Below are 15,235 nucleotides of genomic sequence, written 5' to 3'. Positions count from 1 at the left end.
TTCCGGGTGGTGACCGGCGGGCGGGGCGGAACTCATCGCCGCGGCCGGAGAACTTCAGGAGTTTTTCTCGGCGTACGTCACCGGCAGCGCGAGCAGCCCACGCGCGCGTAGCGAGCGACGCCACCGCGGGTCGCCCTCGGCGAGGGCGAGTTCCGGGAACCGTTCCAGCAGCGCGACCAGGGCGATCTCCGTCTCGGCGCGGGCCAGCGGGGCGCCGAGGCAGTAGTGGATGCCGTGCCCGAGGGCGAGGTGTCCGGAGGCGTCGCGGGCCAGGTCGAGGCGGTCGGGGTCGGGGAAGCGGGCCGGGTCGCGGTTGGCGGCGGAGAGGGAGAGCAGGACGGTCTCGCCGGCCGGGACGGTGACACCGCCGATGGTCACGTCCTCGGTGGGGAAACGGCGGATGGCGAGCAGGGCGGGGCCGTCGTAGCGGGCGAACTCCTCGACGGCGGCGGGGATCCGGGACGGGTCCTCGCGCAGGGCGGAGAGCTGTTCCGGGTGCTCGAGCAGGGCGAGCACCGCGTTCCCGATGAGCTGCACGGTGTTCTCGTAGCCCGCGAACAGGATGAGGAAGGCTAGGGACATCAACTCGTCCTCGCCGAGCCGGTCGCCGTCGGTGTCGCGTACGGCGATGAGGTCCGAGAGCAGGTCGTCGGCGGGCTCCGCGCGCTTGTCCGCCAGGAGTTCGGTGAAGAAGCCGAGCATCGCCGCGACCGCTTCTCCGGCCGCTTTCGGACGGGCGGGGTCGGGAGCGACGAGTGTGTCGGTCCACGCCCGGAAGTCATGTCGGTGCCGGTCGGGGACGCCGAGGAGGTCGCAGATGACGGTGATCGGCAACGGCGCCGCGTAGGCGGCGACCAGGTCCGCGGTGCCGTGCGGGCCGAGCGCGTCGAGGAGGCGGTCGGCGGTCTGCCGGATCGGCGCACGGAGTTGTTCGACACGGCGCGGGTTGAAGGCGCGGACCACCAGCCGGCGGATGCGGGTGTGGTCGGGCGGTTCCATGTTGAGGAGGTTGGCGTCGAGGGCCGGCGGCAGGGCGAGGCCCTTGTAGTTGCCCTCCTTCGCATGCCTCTTGTCCACGGAGAGCCGTGCATCGGTGAGAGCCTCGCGCACATCCTCGTACCGGGTGACGAGCCAGGCGGGATTGCCGTCCGTGCCGGCGATGCGGTGCACCGGAGCGGTGTCACGCAGGCGCCGGTTCACGTCGTGGGGGTGGTCGAGGAGACCGTCGGCGGGATCCATGCGGATCAGCCTAGTGCCGGGGAGATCACGGACTGCCCGACTGCGTCACGCCCTGGGCGAGTTGGCCGACGACGTCCACGACTCCCTGGCCGAAGGCGGTCGGAGCGACCAGGATGCCGAACACCAACACGATGGCCACGGTCAGCTGCTCGTCGTTCCGGCTCCGCGCCTGAGTGCGTCGACGCAGTCGCAGAACGATGATGACAGCGAGCAGTACCGCCACATTGATCGTCAGCTCCACCCGGCCGGCCCTCCCGTCGACAGGTACGTTCCGGCTTTCATGTGTAGCGTGAAACCACCCTGGTCGACCGATCAGTTGCCCGCGGTTGGCGCCATAGCGCTTCTCCGAGGCCGGTTTTCAGGTGTTGTATTCCTGGACCCGCTTGCCATGGCTCCGGTCGAGCAGTGCCGGCATGCGCTCCTCCAACTCCCGTACAACCGCCGGCACATCGATCGTCAGCAGCTCCCGGTCGCGCATCAGGACCCGGCCGTCGACGATCGTCGTGCGGACGTCGGAGGAGCGGGCGCTGTGTACGAGGGTGGCGGCGAGGTCGTTGATGGGCTGGGTGTGTGGGCCGGTGAGGTCGACCAGGATGATGTCGGCGCGGCGGCCGGGGGCGATGCTGCCGACCGACTCCGCGAGCCCGACCGCGCGGGCGCTCTGGAGCGTGGCGTGATGCAGGGCCTGACGGGATGTCAGCCAGCGGGGGTCGCCGGTGGTCGACTTCTGGATGAGGGCGGTGAGGGCCATCGACTCCCATACGTCGAGGGAGTTGTTGGAGGCGGCGCCGTCCGTGGCGAGGCCGACGGGGATGCCGAGGTCGTGCAGGGCGCGTACGGGTGTGGTGGTGGGCCAGGCGAACTTGAGGTAGCCGCGGGGCGCGGTGGCGACGGCGACACGGCCGGTGGCGTCACGGAGCACGGGCAGGTCGCGGTCGAGGATGCCCGTGCCGTGTGCGATGAGGACGTCGGTGTCGAGGATTCCGGTGCGCCGCAGGACCTCGATGGGGGTGACGCCGTGCCGGGCGAGGCTCGTCTCGGCCTGGTCGCGGTTCTCGGAGGCGTGCAGGTGGACGGGGAGGCCGTGCTCGCGGGCGAGTTCGGCGGTGGCGGCGAGGTCGGCGTCGTCGACGGTGTAGGGGGCGTGCGGGGCGAGGGCGGTGGTGATCCGGCCGTCGGCGGCGCCGCGCTGCCGTAGCGCGAACTCCAGCGACTTCTCCCGCCCTTGAGGGCCCTGGGAGGAGAAGTAGGCCTCGCCGAGGTGGGCACGGATGCCGCACTCCGCTACCACCGCGGCGACGGCGTCCATCGAGAAGTAGTGGTCGGCGAAGCAGGTGACGCCGCCCCGGATCATCTCTGCGCAGGCGAGCCGGGCGCCCAACTCCACGTCCTTCTCGGTGAGGTTGGACTCGACGGGCCAGACGACGTCGTTGAACCACTCCTCGGTCGGCAGGTCCTCGGCGACCCCGCGCAGGGCGACCATGGGGGCATGGGTGTGGCAGTTGATGAGCCCCGGGAGGGCCAACTGCCCTCCCGCATCGATGCGTTGTCCGGCTTCGGCTTCGATCCTGGCTGCGGCTTCCCTCTCGGCCACGGATGCCGCCGGGCCGGTGGTGACGGACTCGATGACTCCGTCTCGTACGACGATCGTCGCGTTCTCCTCGAACGTGATGCGCTCTTGATCGTCGTGCCGGAGAACGGTGCATCCGGTGATGATGAGATCGGCGGGAGAGTCACTCATTACGCCAACGTACGACGGTGTGGTCGCGCCGCGTGAGCCGAACCGCGCATCCCGTCACCGCTCTGTCGCGAGGCGGGCCGGCCTAGCACGCTGGCCTCACCACGACGGCTCGCGGAAAGAGGCCCGGCATGCTCCTCGGCACCTGGAACCTGGAGAACCTGTACCGGCCCGGCGGCGAGTTCGGCCCCAAGGACAAGGCCGCGTACGAGACGAAGCTCGGCGCGCTTGCGGAGGTCGTGACCGCGCTCGACCCGGCGCTGCTCGGCGTCCAGGAGGTCGGGGAGCCGGAGGCGCTGCGGGACCTGGTCGGGATGCTGGGCGGCGACTGGCATGTCGCGCTCTCCGAGCACGCGGACGGGCGGGGCATCCGGGTCGGCTTCCTCAGCCGTACGGAACTCAGGGTGCTGCACGACACGCAGGCGTTCCCGGCGAAGCTGGTCCCGGTGCAGGCGGACGACGCGGGCGGTACGGCGGCGGAGGCGGGCCGGGGGTTCCTGGCGGTGGAGACGGAGTCGGAGGCCGGGCCGCTGCGGGTGGCGGTGGCGCATCTGAAGTCGAAGCTGCTGACGTATCCGAACGGTCGTTTCTTCCCCCGCGACGAGGGCGAACGGGCCCGCTACGGCGCGTACGCCCTCTACCGTCGGGCCGCGGAGGCGACCGCGCTGCGCGGGCTGGCCGATGCGCTGCTGGCCGGTGACGGACGTGAGCATGCCGTCGCGGTCGTCGGCGACCTGAACGACGAGGTCCAGGCGGCGACCACCCAGATCCTGCCGGGCCCGCCCGGCTCGGAGATCGGCACACCGGGCTTCGAGACGGCCGACAAGGGTGACGCGGGCCGCCTGTGGAACGTGGCGCCGCTGATCCCCGCCGAGCAGCGGTTCTCGCGGGTGAACTCCGGGCGGCGTGAGCTGATCGACCACGTCCTGTGCAGCCACCGCCTGGTCCACCGGGTGACGTCGGCGGGGACCGGGCTGCCGGGGGCCGGTTCGCCGGAGCTGCCGTCGGTGGGGGCGGATCCGCAGGAGCGGCGGGGTGCGGCGGGGTCGGATCACGCGCCGGTTTGGGTGCGGGTCGAGGGCTGAGGGGACGCGGGGACTGAGGGGACGTGGGGACTGAGGGGACGTAGGCGCTGAGAAGACTGAGGCGGAGCCTCACACGGCGATGGGCAGCTCGGGCTGGTGCAGCCCCATGCGCTGCCGTCCCGTCGCCAGTTCGTCGAGGAGTTCGGCGAGGCGCTGGGTGTGGTGGGGCGTGAGCCGGCCGGTGTCGTCGAGGTGGACGGCGCATGCGGTGGTCGTGTCGACGAGCCGCTCCAGAGCGTCGGCGAGTTCGTGCGCGCCCTCCGCGTGCCGGGCGAGCGCGGGCAGTTCGGCGGAGGCGAGGGCGATGGCGGTACGGGCCTCGGCGAGCGCACGGTAGGCCTCACGGCGGAGCGTCCAGCGGCGGGCGCGGCCGACGGAGGCGGCCGGGTGGCCCTGAGGGGCGTGGTCGCCGTCGCTGTCGTGGTCGGCATCGGGATCGGCATCCGACTCGACACGGGCGTCGGCACCGGCACCGGTCTCGCCCTCGCTCAGCACGTGCGCGAGGTAGGCATGCGCGGCGCGGCTCGCCGCGGCGAGTCGTGCCCGTACGCCACCGCCCCGCTGCCCCGGCATCGGCAGATGCCCCACGACGAGCACGATCGCGCAGGCCAGCAGCGTCTCCCCGATCCGGCTCAGGGAAGCCTGCGGCTCGCCGCCGACCATCACCAGGGCGAGCACGAGGACGGTCACGACGGCGGTCTGGGCGGCGAAGTGCCGGGTGGCCACGGGAATGAGGGCGCCGCTGAGCGCCACGAGCGCGATGAGCCCTTCCGGCCGGGGCAGCACGGCCGCGAACCCGGCGAAGAGGAGCGCTCCCAGCACGGTGCCGGCGGCCCGGCACAGCACCCGGGAGGCGAGGGGTCCGAGGTCGGGCTTGACGAGGAAGACGGCGGTGGCGGGGAGCCAGTACCAGTGCTCGTGCTCCCCGTACCACCGGGCGTGGTGCAGGGCCTGGGCGATGCCGGCGCTGGCCCCGAAGCAGAGGGCGACGCGCAGCCCGTACTCCCGTCCGCCGGCCCCGAACACGGACCGGAGGAGGTCCTTTGCCGTACGGCGCCGGGTGTGCAGGTCGCTGTCGCCCTTGCCCCGGTCGAAGGCCTCGGCGGCGTGCAGCAGGGCGTCGTCGAGGGCGCGCAGCGCGGGCGCGGAACGGGACGGGGCGGGGAGCGGCCCGGTGTGCGTGTTGTCGCGTACGGCGGCGGCGAGGCGTCGGGGGCCCTCGGAAGCGCGGGCGGAGGCGGCCTCCCCGGCCCAGGCGAGGGCGGTGGCGGCCTCGGCGAGCGGGAGCGCGGCGGCGTACTGCGCGTGCAGCCGCCGCTCGGCTGACGAGGAGGCGTAACGCCGCAGCCGGGGTCCGGTGAGGGCGTCCTGTGCGTGGTCGAGGGCGGCGGTGAGCGCGGCGCGGCGGGCGGTGGCGCGGTCGGTGCCCACGGCGTCGAGCAGCTCGGCGACGGCGTCGTACACCCCCGCGACCGCGTCCCGCTCCCCGTCGAACCGGAAGTCCCCGGCGAGGGAGCCGGGGGTGGGCAGCGCGAGCCGCAGCGCGAGCAGCCAGGCGGCACCGGCGAGATAGGCGAGCACCCGCTGCCAGCCGCTCTCGGGCAACGGCATCCCGGCCCCGATGGCGGCCGCGACGAGAAGCTGCGTACCGGCACCGGACGCCACCGGTCCGACGGCGCTGATGCCGCCGGCGAAGAGCCCCAGGCAGGTGAGGAGAAGGGTGAGCGGTACGGCCCCGAGGTGGTCCCCGGTGTACGTCCCGACGAACATCCCGCATGCCCCGGCCAGCGCGGGCACCCCCAGCCGCTTGACGGAGACACGGCGGCTGCCGGGGCGGTCGTTGATGCCGGCGAGCATGGCGGCGATGGCGGCGACGACACCGAGGGAGACGCGGTCGACGAGGACCGCGGCGAGGAGGAGCGGCCCGGCGGCGAGTGCCCCTCGGGTGACCGCGCTCCAGGGGACCGGGCCGCGCTGGGCGCGCAGGGCGTGGGCCAGCCAGGGCGGAAGGGTGAACGTCGGGGCCGCGCGGCGGGTCACAGGGCTCCTGTCAGGACGAGGGCGGTGCGGGCGCCTTCGGGCGACGGTGGCCGGGCGGTGGGTTGTGCTGCCCACGGTAGGTCGAGGTCTTGGAGGGGATGGGACGCCCGTATTTCGAGGATGTGACGATGCTTGGCAGAGCCACGTTCTTTATGAACGCAATCGCCGTTCGTCCCTGAAGCGATCGCGGTTCACAGGCCGAGGGTGATGGCGAGGCGGGTGAGTTCCGCGGTGGTGTTGACCTGGAACTTGGCGCGGATGCGACGGAGGTAGGCGTCGACGGTGTGCCGGGAGAGCCCCATGTCGCGGGCCGTTTGGCAGTAGGTCTGGCCTGCGGCGATGTGGCTCAGGGTCTCCCGTTCGCGGGGGGCGAGAGTGGCGGCTTCGGTGGGAGTGGCGGCTTCGTTCAGGGTGGGGGTGGCGATGAGGTTCATGGGGTGTTCTCCGGCGGTCGGCTCGGTCGTCTCCGCTCGCACCCTTGAAAGCAGAAGAGAATGTCTGATTGCTGCTGTATGTCCGTTGTAAAGACGATGGCTGGAGAACGTCATCGCCGCGTCCGCCCGTTGTCACAGGCGTGTCACAGGCAAAGTTCCACTCAAGAGTTCGCCAACCGTCAGGCCTGGTCCGGCCGGGAAAGTCGCTGCGGGTAAGGGCTTCCGATTGGTGGTCGGCGCGCTTCAGCATCACGCTGGTTAGGGGTGCCGCAGGTACCTGAACGGCCAGAGGAGCGGTGATGGCGCAACCTTCCTCCCCTTCCGGCGAGCGGGCACGAGCGGATGCCCTCGCTCAGCCGGCGTGCACGGCCACGGTGGATGAGCGGGGCATCGTGACGGGGTGGAGCGAGGAGGCCGGGCGGCTCCTGGGTTATGGACCGGCGGAGGTGGTGGGGCATCCGGCGGCGCGACTGCTGGCCGGTGACGTCGGCGAGCTGGCCGGTGACGTCGGGGAGCTGGCGCGGCGGGTCGCGACCGGGCGGCGGGGGTGGAGCGGCACAGCGGTGTTGCGGCACCGGGACGGTCGGCGCCTGCACCAACGCCTGCTGGCCCACCGACGGGCCTCCGGGGGCGCGGCGGCCGAGTGGCTCGTGATGGCGAGAGCGGCCGGCGGGCCGTCGTCGACGCCGGGAGAGGATCTGCCCGGCGGTGGTGTGTTCGGGGAGTGGGTGCTTCGCCAGTTGCCCTGCGTCGTCGGGGTCTTTGATCTGGATCTGCGGCTGGTGGGCGCGAACGCCGTACTGGAAGGTGCGCTGTCGCTCAGCGAGGAGGAGATGAGCGGGTGGCGGCTGGCGGAGCTCGCGCCGCATCCGTCGAGCGATCGGGCCGAGGCGGGGATGCGGCTGGTGTTGGAGGGGGGTGGGGTGCAGCATGTCGCGGATCTGATCGGTCCGGGGGGTGTGGGTGCGGAAGGCGCCTGGCCCGCGTCGCTGGCTCCGCTGAAGGATGCGGAAGGGCAGGTGCGCGGGGTGTGTCTGGTGGCACCCCCGACGGCGGGGGCGTATCCGGCGCGGCAGCGGATGCTGCTTCAGGGCCAGGCCCGTATCGGCACCACCGAGGACGCCGAACGCACGGCGCAGGAACTGGCCGAGGTCGCGGTGCCCGCGGTGGCGGACGTCGCCGCCGTCGAGGTGCTGGACGACTTCTGGTACGGCGGCGGGGCGGGCGCTGTCGTGCCGCCCGGGTCGGCGGGGCGGGTGCGCTTGAGCCGTATCGCGGTGCGGTCCGCCCTCGGCGACGCCGGCGTTCTCGTCACGGTCGGTGAGTCCCTGCGCTACCCGGCCGTCTCGCCGGTGACCCGGTGCCTGGCCGAGGGGCGGGCTGCCGCGTACGGCGTGGCCGAGCCGGCCCTCGCCCGGTGGGCGGACGAGGATCCTCAGGCCGAGTGGATCCGCCGCGCGGGGGTGCATTCGGTGATGGTGGTGCCGTTGCGTGCCCACGGGGGCGCGCTCGGTGTGTTGCTGCTGGGCCGCCACCGGCGCCGCGAGCCCTTCGACATGGACGATGTGTGGCTCGGCGAGCAGCTCGCGGGCACGGCAGCCGAGGGGATCCATCGGGCCCGGCATCGCGGTCGGGCGCACACCACCACCGTGACCCTGCAGCGCAGCCTGCTGCCGCAGACGTTGTCCGATCAGCAGGCCCTGGACGTCGCGACCCGCTATCTGCCGGCCGGTGGCCGGGCCGGGGTGGGCGGCGACTGGTTCGATGTGATCCCGCTGTCGGGCTCCCGGGTGGCCCTGGTGGTGGGCGATGTGGTCGGTCATGGCATCCGTGCGTCGGCGACCATGGGCCGGGTGCGCACCGCGGTACGCACCCTGGCCGATGTCGACATGCCACCTGATGAACTGCTGACCCACCTCGACGATCTCGTGGTGCATCTGTCCGCCGAGGAGGCCGGGCCCGAGGAGGCCGCGCAGGGTGTCGCGGGCATCGGCACGACCTGCCTGTACGCGGTCTACGACCCCATCTCCCGTCGTCTGACGCTGGCCCGGGCCGGCCATCCCCCGCCCGCCGTGGTCGCCCCTGACGGCACGGTGCGCTTCATCGACGTCCCGCCCGGCCCGCCCCTGGGCCTCGGCGGCCTGCCGTTCGAGACCGTGGAGACCGAACTGGCCGAGGGCAGTCTGATCGCCCTCTACACCGACGGTCTGCTCGAAATACGCGACCATGACATCGACGACGCCCTGGACAAGATGTTCGCCACCCTCGCCCGCCCCGCCTCGACGCCGGACACCGTCTGCGACCGGCTCCTCGCCGCCATGCTGACCCATCCACCGGACGACGACATCGCTCTCCTCGTCGCCCGCACCCGCAGCCTCGGCGCCGACCGGGTCGCCACCTGGGAGCTGACCTTCGATCCCACGGTCGTCGCCGAGGCCCGCCGACTGGCCACCGACCAGCTGGCCACCTGGCAGCTGGAAGAGGCCGGGTTCGTCACCGAACTCGTCGTCAGCGAGCTGGTCACCAACGCCCTGCGTTATGGCCGCGGCCCCGTCCGGCTGCGTCTGATCCACGAGGGCAACACCCTCATCTGCGAGGTCTTCGACTCCAGCAGCACCGCCCCGCACCTGCGCCGCGCCCGGATCTTCGACGAGGGAGGACGCGGCCTACTGCTGGTCGCCCAGCTCGCCCAGCGCTGGGGGACCCGGCACGAGGCGGTCGGCAAGACCGTGTGGGCGGAGCAGTTCCTCACCCCGGGGTGAATCCTGGACTGAATCCCGGGCTGTAGACACTCCGACCTCGGACGCCGGGGAGCCTGAACGCCGGGGAGCCTGGCATACGGCTCCGGCCGCGCCGCCCACCCGCCGGTGTGCGCCTGCCGCCCTCCCGGCCGGCGACAGTGTTATGCCGCGAGCGCAGAGCACCCGCGGCATATCGCTGTCGTCGGCAAGGAGGGCGGTGCCCGTTCGCAGGGCGGCCTGACGGCTGGTGACAGCCCCGCGGTACCTCTTCGGCGCAGGCCGACGGGCCGGATCACCCCGTATCCCGACCGAGCCAACGAACCACGGCAGCCGACCGGGAGGCGAAGGCCCCGGCCGTGCGGCGATCGGCGGGGCGGCGCAGGTGCCGCGTGGGGTGGTGTGAGAGTGCGGGCCGACCAGGGGGCGACCGTGCGCGGGTGTGCCGTCTGGGCGAGGTTTCGCTGCCAGAGCTGTGTGGACATGAGCGCCGGATCCTTTCGAGGGGGGTTGGAATTCGAGGGAAGGTTCACAACGGAGACGGGGTGAAGGCCGCCATGGCTTTCACCCCGTCGCTGTGGGCGTCATGGCCCACCGTTCGGTTTCCCCGGAGAGAACGGGTGACGGCGTTTTTGCCGCCTCCCGGTCTCGTCACCTGTGCCTTAGAGGGTCAGTGCGTCAGCCGGGACCTCAGCAGGGACCTCAGCAGGGATCTCAGCGGGGGCTTCCTCAGCCGGGGCCTCCTCGACCGGGGCCTCCTCAGCCGGGGCCTCCTCAGCCGGGGCCTCCTCGACCGGGGCCTCCACGACCGGGACCTCCTCAGCCGGGGCCTCCACGACCGGGGCCTCCTCAGCCGGGGCTTCCTCGACGGGGGCTTCCTCGACGGGGGCTTCCTCGACGGGGGCTTCCTCGACGGGGGCTTCCTCGACGGGCTCCTCCTCAGCCGGGGCTTCCTCGACCGGGGCCTCCTCGACCGGCTCCTCCTCGACCGGCTCCTCCTCGACCGGCTCCTCCTCAGCCGGGGCCTCCTCGACCGGCTTGGGCTCCTCCTGGCCGTCGTCCGGCTTGCCGTCGTGGTCATCGTCCGGCTTGCCGTCGTGGTCGTCCCAGTCGTGGTCGTCCTTGTCGTCGTGGTGGTCGTCCTTGTCGTCCCAGTCGTGCTTGTCGTCGTGCTTGTCCTCCACCCAGCCGTGGTCCTTCCAGTGGTCCTTGTCCTCCCAAAAGTCATGGTCCCTGTGCTTGTTCTTCCAGTAGTCGTCGTGGCGGTGCTCCTCCCAGTAGTTGAATTCCTTATGGCTGTCCCAGAAGTACCGCTTTTCATGCTTTATTACTATGTAGTAGATCTCGTACTCGTAGTCCCAATAGAACTCCTGACCGACCGCCCAGCAGGAGCACGGCTTGACCTTCTCGCCGTGGACCTTGCGCTCCTTGACCTTCTTCTTGTGAGCCTTGCTCCAGCAGGTGGTCTTCTTGCCCTTACCCCCACCGTGGCCCCCCTTTTCCTGGTACTCGGGCAGCACCTCCGCCGCCGACGCCGGGGACGCCGGGGCCGCCGTAGCGGCGGTGGCCGGCAGGATGACGCCTCCACCGGCGACCGCGGCGGACACCGCCACCGCAGCGAGGGCCAGTCGACGCTTGGGGCGGGCGCCCTCACGAGTGCGGGTCGTAGAGTTCATGATTCCTCCAGAAGTGAAAGGCACTGATTCGCACCCATGAGCCTCGTTTAATCCGGTTAGTTCCGGTGAGGTCTTGCACTTCCAGTAGGCGTGATTTGTCCGGCCAGGTCACGTTCCGAGGGCTCGGGACTTGACAGACCCAGATCTGTTAGGTAGGGGGCGGCGGCAATGGGTCAGGACGCACCAACTAGCCGATTTCTACGCCGAGTTGCCGGGCGTCGCCCTAAAACGCGGGACACCACACGGCGCGGGGCGCACACCCGCGTCGGCCCACGACGCCACCCGTCCCCCCTCAGCGACCGAGCCGACGGGCAAAGACCGGCCGGGCCCACGGAGGCGGGTCAAGGGGCAGCCCAGCTGCCCGGTCTGCCAGGTCTGCCCAGGTCGGCGGATGCGCGGCCGGCCGGGCATCCCGCGCCGCGGCGCGCAACGCCGCCACGAATTCCAGGCAGGAGTCATAACGGTCTTCGGGGACCTTGGCCAGAGCCCGGGCCACGACCTCGTCCATCGCCGACGGAGTACCCGGCCGCCGCTCGCTCAGGGCGGGCGGCTGATCGTACTGGTGGGCCCACAGCAGCTCCATGCTGTCGTCGCGCTGGAAGGGCGGCCCGCCCGCGAGGGACTCGTAGACGACGCAGGCGAGGCTGTACAGATCGCACCGGCCGTCCACGGGGCGGCCCGCGATCTGCTCCGGCGCGACATAGTCGAGCGTGCCGACGAATTCACCCACGGACGTGAACCCTGTCAACGACAGCGACTTCTTCGTCAGCCCGAAATCCGTGAGATAGACATGCTCAGGGTGGTCACTGTCCGTGCCCCGCCCCATCAGCACATTGCCGGGTTTGACATCCCGGTGCACAAGATCGTGCTCATGGGCCGCGTCCAGGGCGGACGCCACCTGTGCGGCGATGCGCAGCGCGGTGTCGACCGGCAGGGTGCCTTCCCGGTCGAGCAGGGCCCGCAGATCCAGCCCCGGGACGTACCGCATGGCGATGTACAGGACACCGTCCGCCTCACCGGCCTCGAAGATCGGCACGACGTGCGGATGGTCGAGCGCCGCGGCCACCCGCTGCTCGTGCGCGAAACGACGACGGAAGGTGTCGTTGCGGACCATGTCCGGGGTCAGCAGCTTCAGCGCCACCGTACGTTCCAGCCGCAGATCCCGTGCCCGGTACACCACGGCCATTCCGCCGCGGCCCAGCTCGCACTCCACCTGGTAGCCCGCGATCTGCGCCCCGATCAGTCCGGCACCCATCGCATGTCCCCATCCGCACATCACCGGCCGGCACGCCACCGGCGCCCCACAGCGCATCACCCAACCGGCAAGTGTCCTGTTCCTCACCATTGTCCTGCGCTCCCGCTCGACGGGCCACATCCCGACAGGACGACAGTCCGCCGCACTCGCCCCTCCGCGCGGACGAACGCGGCCGCCCACGACCGCCGCCGAGGACGCGCCGCACCAGAAATCGGCATCCGACGTCGTCCGCCCCTCGCGCAACGCCCGGACGTCACCCGCGAGGCGCCGCCACCCTCTCCATCACCTGCTCGAAGAGCTCCTCCGCTTCGACGACCGCCTGACCCACCCGATCGCGGCGGGCACCCAGAGACCCGACGATGCCGTCAACGCTCCGCAGCCCCGCCCGCTCCAGCAACCGCTTCTCATTCGTCACCCACTCCCCCCGCGCCGCCAACACCGCATGCCCGGTCTGCACGGCTGCCGTGGCGAGCGCACCCGCGAGCTCGGTGAGGCGGTCGGCCGGTACGTGGTTGGCCTTGGTGTAGGCGAGGGTGGCCAGGGCGGTGCCGTACCAGCGCTCGGGAGCCGTGCGGCGCAGCTGCTCCGGATACGCCGCCGGACGCGGGAGTTCGCCCCGCAGTACGCGGTTGATGGCCAGCTCCCCGACGACCAGGTAGCTGGGAATCCCGGCCAGATGGAACAGCAACGGCTCCACCCGGAACCGCCCCTGCGCCGCCTCCGCCAGCTCATGCTCGACGACATCGAGATCGCGATAGTGGACGTCCACCCGCCGCCCCTCGATGGTCAGCCAGGCCCCTCCGTTGAAGACCCCGCCACCCCAGCCGCCGACCTCGGAGACCTCACCTTCCCAGCCGACCGCGCGCAGGTCGGCGGGGTCGAAGGCCCCCCGGTAGTAGACCGCCAAGTCCCAGTCGCTGTCGGGCCGTTCGGTCCCTTGGGCGCGGGAGCCACCGAGGGCGACGGCCTGGACGGCGGGGAGGGCGGCCAGCCGGTCGGCGGTGAGGGCGAGGAAGTCGGGGTCGGTGAGGGAAGGCATGGATGCAGCGTACGTAGCCCCGCTGCCCCGCTCAGGCAATTGGCGCCCGGGGCTTCACCCCGTCGCCGCCACCCCGAAGTCCGCCCCGGAGATACCCCCCAGCCCTTCCGCGATCCGCACCAACGGCTCCCGCAACGCGGCCAGTTCGGCCCTCATCGCGTCGGCCTCCGGCCACGCCGCCTCATGGTCGAGCGGGGCCACCTCGGCCGGGCAGCGGGCCTCGTACGCGGCGAGGCGCGGGTGCCATGTACCGGTGAATGGGCGAATGGTCTCGTTGATCAGGGTGTACGCGAGGTTCTGGACGGTCGGCGCGCCGGTTTCCGAGCCTCGCTCCAGGTTCACGCTGTATGTGTGCAGCGTCGCGCGCGTGAAGTCGATCAGGGACTTCAGGGACGCAAGCGCTTCGCGCAGGCTCCCCGTTCCCGGCGCCAGCTCCTGTACCCCGATCCGGGTGACCAGCTCGACCTGGATGTCGTAGGCGGCCATCCGCTCCGACTCGCTGGGCGCTGACATGGGTGCCTCCCTCCGGCTACCGGGGAAGGCCAGCGTAGCCGGGCCACGGGCATCGCTGCGGCCGCACAGGGTGCGCAGGGCGGCATGACGCAGGGCCTCGGTGCGGGCGGGGGCCGGGTCGTGATGGTGCCAGGCGTGCTGGGTCACGGGATGCAGGGACCAGTGTGAGTCGGCCACGGGGATGAGCAGACTGCGGGCGCGCAGCTCGCGGACGCCGTTGGCCGCACGTCGGCCGGCGACCATCCGGGGGACACGGTCGGCGGCGGCGAGAACGTGTGCCGCGTCGTCGCTGGTGAGGGGCAGCGGGTGGAGGGCGGCGGCGCAGCGCAGGACGTCGGCGGCATCCGCCGTGTCCACGTCCCGTACGACGGAGCCCGTGATGTCCTCGTCGGCGAGGGCGTCGAGGAGGGACCTGGCCCGCGCGTGCAGCCGGTCGTAGAGCATGCCGGGGTGGTGGCCGGCTCCGACCGCACGACCCAGCAGGCCCAGGGCGAGGGGATGGCCGTCGACCGCGTCGGCCAGCGCCTCGTCGCCGCCGACCAGCACGCGCGCGTGGGAGGCATCCAACGGTTTCAGGTCGACCGACGTACCGAGACTGTCGTAGGAGCGGCTGCGGAGGGTGAAGAGGGTGTGGCCGAGGGGGTGCGGTGCGGCCATGGCGGCGATCTCGCGCGCGTGGAGCCCGCGGGTGGGAACGGCGTCGACGATCCAGAGGAACGGTTCGCCGATCGTGTCGAAGTACCCGAACAGGTCGTCCGTGCCGAGCGTGCGTACCGAGTCGTCGTACGCCTCACCGCTCACCCAGCAGACGCCCCCCGGGTACGCCGCCTCGAAGCGCAGGGCGTACTCCTGCGCCAGCAGGGTTTTACCGATGCCTGCCATGCCGCGGATCTGTACGGCATGCGCGGCTGCGCGCCCGGTGACGAGCGGTGCGGCGTGGGCGTGCAGGGCGGAGTGGACCTGCCAGAGCTCGGAGAGACGGCCCAGGAAGTCGGGGCGCGGCTGCGGGGTGCCCAGCAGCCAGCGTCGTGCGCCGGGTTCCGCGATCGGCATGGGGGCGTTCAGACGGGTCACGTGCGCGCGTACGTCCGCCACGAGGGCCGCGAGGTCGTCGAGCGAGGCGTGCCGGGCGTCGCGCAGCTCCACGGGGTGGATGTGCTCCGTGGTCCGCTCCGGATTGATCACCATGACCCGTCGCCGCGGGTCGCTCTCGCCAAGTCCCGCCAGATAGGCCGTGGTCAGCTCCCACTGGCAGGCCTCGCGTTCGGGGTAGCCGGTGGAGTAGAACGCCAGCAGCGCCTTGGAGCGGGCCAGTTCGCGGCGGATGGTGTCGCTGATGCCGGCGAAGGAGGCGACCCCGGTCTCGTCCGTGAACACGTCGAGCCCGGCGTCGCGCAGCGCCCGCACGAGCGGACGGACCCGCTCCACATCACCGCGGCTATAGCTGAGGAAGACGTCCCACACGGCGACTTACCTTA

12 protein-coding genes are annotated in these 15,235 nt (G+C 71.7%); 2 read left to right on the top strand and 10 right to left on the bottom strand.

What is annotated here, in order from left to right; genetic code table 11:
* Positions 1 to 54: 54 nt before the first annotated feature.
* The 3 genes from ACIA8X_RS18785 to ACIA8X_RS18775 form a co-directional block, all read right to left on the bottom strand.
* Positions 55 to 1,239, bottom strand: coding sequence for a cytochrome P450 (locus ACIA8X_RS18785; protein ID WP_399458693.1), 1,185 nt, complete (start codon positions 1,237 to 1,239; stop codon positions 55 to 57).
* A 25-nt stretch (positions 1,240 to 1,264) separates the two neighbouring features.
* A complete protein-coding gene (locus ACIA8X_RS18780) occupies positions 1,265 to 1,480 on the bottom strand; it encodes a hypothetical protein (RefSeq protein ID WP_393442714.1) in 216 nt (71 codons plus the stop codon).
* Positions 1,481 to 1,597: 117 nt separating this feature from the next.
* Complete coding sequence (locus ACIA8X_RS18775) at positions 1,598 to 2,980, bottom strand: amidohydrolase (protein WP_399458692.1); 1,383 nt, start codon at positions 2,978 to 2,980, stop codon at positions 1,598 to 1,600.
* Positions 2,981 to 3,108: 128 nt separating this feature from the next.
* Here ACIA8X_RS18775 and ACIA8X_RS18770 point away from each other — a divergent pair, with 128 nt between their 5' ends.
* Positions 3,109 to 4,062: an endonuclease/exonuclease/phosphatase family protein gene (locus tag ACIA8X_RS18770; protein WP_399458691.1), complete on the top strand. Its 954-nt coding sequence runs from the start codon at positions 3,109 to 3,111 to the stop codon at positions 4,060 to 4,062.
* A 69-nt stretch (positions 4,063 to 4,131) separates the two neighbouring features.
* Here ACIA8X_RS18770 and ACIA8X_RS18765 read toward each other — a convergent pair whose 3' ends face one another.
* Together ACIA8X_RS18765 and ACIA8X_RS18760 are read right to left on the bottom strand one after the other, a co-directional pair.
* Entirely contained in the window at positions 4,132 to 6,102 is a 1,971-nt protein-coding gene (locus tag ACIA8X_RS18765; protein WP_399458690.1) for an FUSC family protein, read from the bottom strand.
* A gap of 191 nt (positions 6,103 to 6,293) precedes the next feature.
* Positions 6,294 to 6,578 (bottom strand): response regulator transcription factor, encoded by a 285-nt coding sequence (locus tag ACIA8X_RS18760; protein ID WP_399458689.1) that lies wholly within the window; start codon positions 6,576 to 6,578, stop codon positions 6,294 to 6,296.
* A 257-nt stretch (positions 6,579 to 6,835) separates the two neighbouring features.
* Here ACIA8X_RS18760 and ACIA8X_RS18755 point away from each other — a divergent pair, with 257 nt between their 5' ends.
* Entirely contained in the window at positions 6,836 to 9,298 is a 2,463-nt protein-coding gene (locus ACIA8X_RS18755; RefSeq protein WP_399458688.1) for a SpoIIE family protein phosphatase, read from the top strand.
* Here the strand turns inward: ACIA8X_RS18755 and ACIA8X_RS18750 are convergent.
* The 5 genes from ACIA8X_RS18750 to ACIA8X_RS18730 all read right to left on the bottom strand — a co-directional run bounded on the left by ACIA8X_RS18750 (position 9,203) and on the right by ACIA8X_RS18730 (position 15,221).
* Positions 9,203 to 9,580 carry a DUF6777 domain-containing protein gene (locus ACIA8X_RS18750; RefSeq protein WP_393443254.1) on the bottom strand — a complete coding sequence of 126 codons (378 nt, stop codon included), beginning with the start codon at positions 9,578 to 9,580 and terminating at the stop codon, positions 9,203 to 9,205. The two genes, ACIA8X_RS18755 and ACIA8X_RS18750, sit on opposite strands and share 96 nt — an antisense overlap.
* A gap of 356 nt (positions 9,581 to 9,936) precedes the next feature.
* Positions 9,937 to 10,950: a hypothetical protein gene (locus ACIA8X_RS18745; protein ID WP_399458687.1), complete on the bottom strand. Its 1,014-nt coding sequence runs from the start codon at positions 10,948 to 10,950 to the stop codon at positions 9,937 to 9,939.
* A gap of 292 nt (positions 10,951 to 11,242) precedes the next feature.
* On the bottom strand, positions 11,243 to 12,205 hold the full coding sequence (locus ACIA8X_RS18740) for a serine/threonine-protein kinase (protein WP_393442700.1): 963 nt from the start codon (positions 12,203 to 12,205) through the stop codon (positions 11,243 to 11,245).
* 253 nt (positions 12,206 to 12,458) lie between these two features.
* A complete protein-coding gene (locus tag ACIA8X_RS18735; RefSeq protein WP_399458686.1) occupies positions 12,459 to 13,244 on the bottom strand; it encodes a nucleotidyltransferase domain-containing protein in 786 nt (261 codons plus the stop codon).
* Between the two features lie 54 nt (positions 13,245 to 13,298).
* Positions 13,299 to 15,221, bottom strand: a complete 1,923-nt coding sequence (locus ACIA8X_RS18730; protein ID WP_393442696.1) for a TIR domain-containing protein — start codon at positions 15,219 to 15,221, stop codon at positions 13,299 to 13,301.
* Between the last annotated feature and the right edge of the window lie 14 nt (positions 15,222 to 15,235).

The organism is Streptomyces sp. NPDC051738 (assembly GCF_044453205.1).
In the GTDB taxonomy this organism is placed as follows: Bacteria; Actinomycetota; Actinomycetes; order Streptomycetales; family Streptomycetaceae; genus Streptomyces.
Note: the sequence above shows the minus strand (reverse complement) of the source record. Positions and strands in the feature narration are given on the sequence as shown.

What these genes read in the sequence shown, in the direction of transcription:
- ACIA8X_RS18775 (WP_399458692.1), bottom strand. Translation starts at nt 2,980, where the DNA reads ATGAGTGACTCTCCCGCCGATCTCATCATCACCGGATGCACCGTTCTC.
- ACIA8X_RS18740 (WP_393442700.1), bottom strand. Translation starts at nt 12,205, where the DNA reads ATGGGTGCCGGACTGATCGGGGCGCAGATCGCGGGCTACCAGGTGGAG.
- ACIA8X_RS18770 (WP_399458691.1), top strand. Translation starts at nt 3,109, where the DNA reads ATGCTCCTCGGCACCTGGAACCTGGAGAACCTGTACCGGCCCGGCGGC.
- ACIA8X_RS18785 (WP_399458693.1), bottom strand. Translation starts at nt 1,239, where the DNA reads ATGGATCCCGCCGACGGTCTCCTCGACCACCCCCACGACGTGAACCGG.
- ACIA8X_RS18745 (WP_399458687.1), bottom strand. Translation starts at nt 10,950, where the DNA reads ATGAACTCTACGACCCGCACTCGTGAGGGCGCCCGCCCCAAGCGTCGA.
- ACIA8X_RS18735 (WP_399458686.1), bottom strand. Translation starts at nt 13,244, where the DNA reads ATGCCTTCCCTCACCGACCCCGACTTCCTCGCCCTCACCGCCGACCGG.
- ACIA8X_RS18755 (WP_399458688.1), top strand. Translation starts at nt 6,836, where the DNA reads ATGGCGCAACCTTCCTCCCCTTCCGGCGAGCGGGCACGAGCGGATGCC.